Here is a 4,662-nt window from a genome sequence, read left to right as displayed (position 1 = left end):
CGATAGAAGAGTGGGGAAATGACCAGTGGGTATCGCAGGAGGCGATCAGCCGCTATCTGCTCGATGGCGAAAAACAACATCGGTGATGGCAGAGACCCATCTGCAGTTTCTCGTATGCGGGAGTGACTTGCCGGTATGGGAAAAGTGAGGCCCTTTCATGAAAAAAGCAGCCCATCCCCAAAATACAATATTCCAGAGAGGAATACCGAAACACTCCATTCTGAACAGCTCCTGAATTGATAACGAACAACGACAGATAATTGTAAAGGAATTTTATGGGTGAAACGATCAGACCGATATCGAAAAGCGAACGCATCGAAGTGCTCGACGTCATACGGGGTTTTGCGATTTTTGGCATACTGATGGCCAACATCCAGTCCTGGAGCGGCTACAAATTCATGCCGTTCGAGGTGATGCAGCGGCTCTCCTATTACGAGTTCAACGATATTCTGCACCATCTGTTCATGATATTCATCGACACGAAATTCTATACCCTTTTCTCGCTTCTTTTTGGTATCGGGTTCTACATACAGTTTCGCAAATTCCGGGACGAACAGACCGAATTCATCAAAACCTATCGCCGGCGTCTGGCCTTTTTGATGCTCTTTGGCGCCATTCACGCGTTCTTCTGGTCGGGTGATATTCTTCTCATCTATGGACTCGTCGGATTCTTTTTTATACTTTTTCGCAATCTCCCTCCAAAACGCCTGCTTCTGGTCGCTGTTTTCTTCTATTACGTATGGGTCGTCAAAGATATCGTCATTTTCAACTTTTTCCCGGATTTCATACAGCATTACCAGGCTACATCCTACAAAACCTATGTGGACCTGTCGCCCGAAGCGTTGATGCTCCGTTTCCAGTCGGGCACCTTTTTCGAAGTGCTCCATGCAAACTGGCACAATCTCTACTGGCGTTATGTCGACCTCTTTCCGGCCGGCCGCCTGAGTATCGTGCTCGCCCTTTTCCTTTTCGGCTATTATCTGATGATGATCGGCTATTTCCAAAAGTGGGCGAAGTCGAAACGCCTGATGCTTCTATTTTGGATCGGTGGACTCTTCTTCACGATGCTTGCAGATCAGATCGGCGGCAGTATGAGCAAGTTTGCGACGGAATGGATGGGGGTACTTTACAAAATCGTCGCAATCACCGGTCAGATTCTCCTCACGATGGCCTATGTCAATACACTGACCATTCTCTACGAAAAAATTCCATGGCGGACGATGCTCCATCCGCTCTCCTATGTCGGACGAATGTCCTTCAGCAACTATATCATGCACACACTGTTCGGGTATCTGATCTTCTACCCCTTCTTCGGACAGCTTTTTGGCAAGATGAGCCTCGTAGAGATCCTTGTTCTTTCCATCGTTCTCTATACTTTCCAGATAGGCATAAGCTGGCTGTGGCTGAAATATTTTCGCTTCGGACCACTCGAGTGGCTCTGGCGGTGTCTCACGTATGGTAAATGGTTTCCGTTACGCAGGGAGTAAAATTCAAACAAGACAGCAAGACTAATTCCATTTATTCTTATTCTCCATTAATTCCTTCGTAATAAAAAATAGCCTGTCCTCCAATTACTATCCACAATTACTTCAAACTGATATATCAATTTTGTGGGAAAGTATCACCCTGTCCACTCGGTAAATTTTCAGAGTATTTACAATTTGGATAACTCGAACATCCTAAAAACTGGCCATATGTGCCTTCTCGCAAGACCATATAATCATTGCATTTGCGGCAAAGCTTCAAATATCCATTACAATTTGGATCGATGCATTTGGCGATTTTTTGGTTTAAGTCTTTTTTGACTTCATGTTTTTTGCATTTTGGACATATCATCAATCGCTCGGTATAGTTGCAATATGGAAAGTTGCTACAGCCATAAAACCAGTGCCTTGGCCCTTTGCGTTTGACGAGAATACCCGTTTTGCATGTCGGACAGGTAGTGATTTCGTGAAAATCACAGCCAACTTGGTAAATCTCTTCAGGATGATCGTCAATAATTTCCCGCACGAAAACAGAACTATACAGTTTGCTTGCCAGTATAAAAACCTTTTGCTTCGTTCGCGTTAGTGCCACGTAGAAGAGTCGCCTCTCTTCAGCATTTTTAAAATTGTCCGCTTGAGGCATTACAAGATTCAACAAAGGGTCGTCTTCGAACTCTGAAGGGAAACCGTATTTACCCGATTCCATATCTAGCAAAATAATAAAATCGGCTTCTAATCCCTTGGATGAGTGCACCGTATTGAAACTGATATCCAGGATATTCTCGTATTTCCGAATATATTCTCCAAACTTCTCCGGTTTTTGAAAGTTATACCGCCCCAGAAGCTTAACTGAATAGACCTTATCCTTTTTGTTGTTGGCGATCCGTGAAAGAATATTTTCGAGATAACCCGTTTTTGTCTCTTTGTCACTGTACCAGAAGAGATAGATGCTAGGAGACTTGGCCTGCTTGATTGTATTGATTTTCTTTTCGATCTGCAACGGATTTTTTAGAATGAAATCTGTAGCGATGTTGGAGACGATGTCATTAAACCGGAAAGTGTAATCTAAATTGACAATTGCCGTGTCACCATAAAGCTCCTCGAATCTTTGGATAATTGAAATATCGCTACCCGCGAAGCGATTAATCGATTGCCAGTCGTCACCGACCACCGTAAGGTTGGCATTGGACACTTGATCGACAAGATTTTTTACCAATGTACTTCTACTTGCGGAGATATCCTGGAATTCGTCGACCAAGACATATTTAAAATCGGAGTGGTAGGCATTGGTTTTCACCGCATCCACAGCCATGGTGATCATATCATCGAAATCGATACACCCCCGGTCTATTTTGATCGATTTGTAAGCTTCATAAACATGGGCAAAGATTTTCAGAAAAATTTTTTCTCTGTTTGTTCCGGCCTTAAATTGCAATTGGGCAAGATTGAGTTTATTGGTTCTGAAATGGTTCATGAATCCAATCAATAACTTGGAAAAATCATCGACCTTGCCACTCTCATTCAATTTTTTCAATACCTCTTCTTTTGATTTTTCTCCTATAGGCACATCTGCTTCAATCAGCTTTTGTTTCAAGTTTTCAAGTAGCACACCTTCACTGTTTTCATAGCTGTAGGTTTCGATAAGTTTCGTGCCATGGATTTCATGTATCTCTCTTTTCCATATCATACCCTGCTGGTACTCTTGTGCATCGATATCGGGATGAGTGCATCCGTCTTTAGATATCCCAAAATGTTCGATATAGATGCCATACTCGGGAAGATAGAAGTCGGGTTTGTATTGTCGACGATCATGCGAAGCGGTAGAAATTTCGTAATCAACCTCATATCGATAGTCGATATCCCACATGTAGAGCTGGTTCGCGATCATGCATTCTTCAAAACTTTTGACTTTTTCACCTTTGAGAGTACGAATATCGTGGTTTCGGATGTACTCGTAATATTCACCTAAAGTCTCGAACTCTTCGATGGCTTTGTAGGGTGCAAAGAATGAGACAAAATAGATCTGTGTGTTGGCATAGAAACTTTTGTCTTCTTCGAGTTTTTCGGCCATAATTTGACGTATAAGTTGGGCATGCTGGAGACCGTCTTCTGACCAAGAACAAAGCGAGGGTTTAATGCCCTGGGCCTTGGCAATGATCTGAAGACCAAAAGAGTGGAAGGTATTAACGGTGATTCGAACGCCGAGTTTCTTTTCGATACGTTCTTCTACTTCCTGCTGCGCTTTTTTATTGAACGCCAAAACCAATATCTCTTCGGGAGCAGCGTATCCTTTTTTCATGATGTATCCGACTTTAGCGACAATCACACTCGTCTTACCAGAACCTGCACCTGCAAGAATCAGGTTGTTTTTTTCATTAACGATTACCGCTTCTTGCTGTTTATCAGTCAGGGGATTAGATTCGACATGGTCAAAATAATTTTTGAACGTGATCTTTTCACAGTCAATAAAATCTCTATTTTTCAAAGAGTACCAGGACTCGATATCAGCAAATTCCTCTTGAATACTTCGCCACTTCGATCTGATATTGTCATTAAGATATTTTTTATTTGAATCAAGCACATCTTTGAGCTTCGATAGTTCTATTTCGATATCTTTCATACGAGATTTCTTGATGTACTCATCGCAAATGCTCACTATCTCCTCTTCGAACAATGCAAGATGCAAAAGTAGCTTTTCCCGATACAAATCCTGAAGTTTGGATCTGGCGGATCGCAAAGAGGGAAGCCAGCCGAAGGCATAAAGAATTTTTTTAATAATTCGATACCATTCTTTGGGCCGCAACTCCTGCATGTAGGTTTGCAACAGGACAATTCGTTCTTCAATAGCACTAATTTGCGATTTTGTATCATTAATACGATCCAAAGTATGAGTTTTCATGGAGTCCATCCTTGTGCGATCTGTTATTTAGATCGTATCACTCAAGTGGGACTCCGACCATGTCATTTTCGATCAAAATTTTTTTTTGAAATGACAAGTACAATTATGACGACGATATGCAGATTAAAGAATTTCGCAAAGTTAAAAATACAACCACCTCCGTTGATACCCGTCAAAATTCTCTCAAGATAAAAAAGATATAATCGATTCATCACATGAATCAGGAGAAGTTATGGATATCACGTTCGACATGTTCATCGAGACGGAAGTGCCGGAAGA

General features: G+C 42.0%; 2 protein-coding genes. One reads left to right on the top strand and one right to left on the bottom strand.

Going from position 1 to position 4,662, the window contains the following annotated elements; all coding sequences use genetic code 11:
• The first annotated feature begins 275 nt into the window (after positions 1 to 275).
• Positions 276 to 1,487: a DUF418 domain-containing protein gene (locus Q1K24_RS09290; protein ID WP_300369292.1), complete on the top strand. Its 1,212-nt coding sequence runs from the start codon at positions 276 to 278 to the stop codon at positions 1,485 to 1,487.
• Between the two features lie 115 nt (positions 1,488 to 1,602).
• Here Q1K24_RS09290 and Q1K24_RS09285 read toward each other — a convergent pair whose 3' ends face one another.
• On the bottom strand, positions 1,603 to 4,383 hold the full coding sequence (locus Q1K24_RS09285; RefSeq protein ID WP_300369289.1) for a UvrD-helicase domain-containing protein: 2,781 nt from the start codon (positions 4,381 to 4,383) through the stop codon (positions 1,603 to 1,605).
• Positions 4,384 to 4,662: the final 279 nt, after the last annotated feature.

It is taken from the genome of Hydrogenimonas sp. (assembly GCF_029932565.1).
Lineage (GTDB): Bacteria > Campylobacterota > Campylobacteria > Campylobacterales > Hydrogenimonadaceae > Hydrogenimonas.
The sequence above is the reverse complement of the archived record's forward strand: the minus strand, read 5'-3'. Positions and strand labels throughout refer to the sequence as shown.

Excerpts from the sequence above, each read along its gene's own strand:
- Q1K24_RS09290 (WP_300369292.1), top strand. The coding sequence starts at position 276 with ATGGGTGAAACGATCAGACCGATATCGAAAAGCGAACGCATCGAAGTG.
- Q1K24_RS09285 (WP_300369289.1), bottom strand. The coding sequence starts at position 4,383 with ATGAAAACTCATACTTTGGATCGTATTAATGATACAAAATCGCAAATT.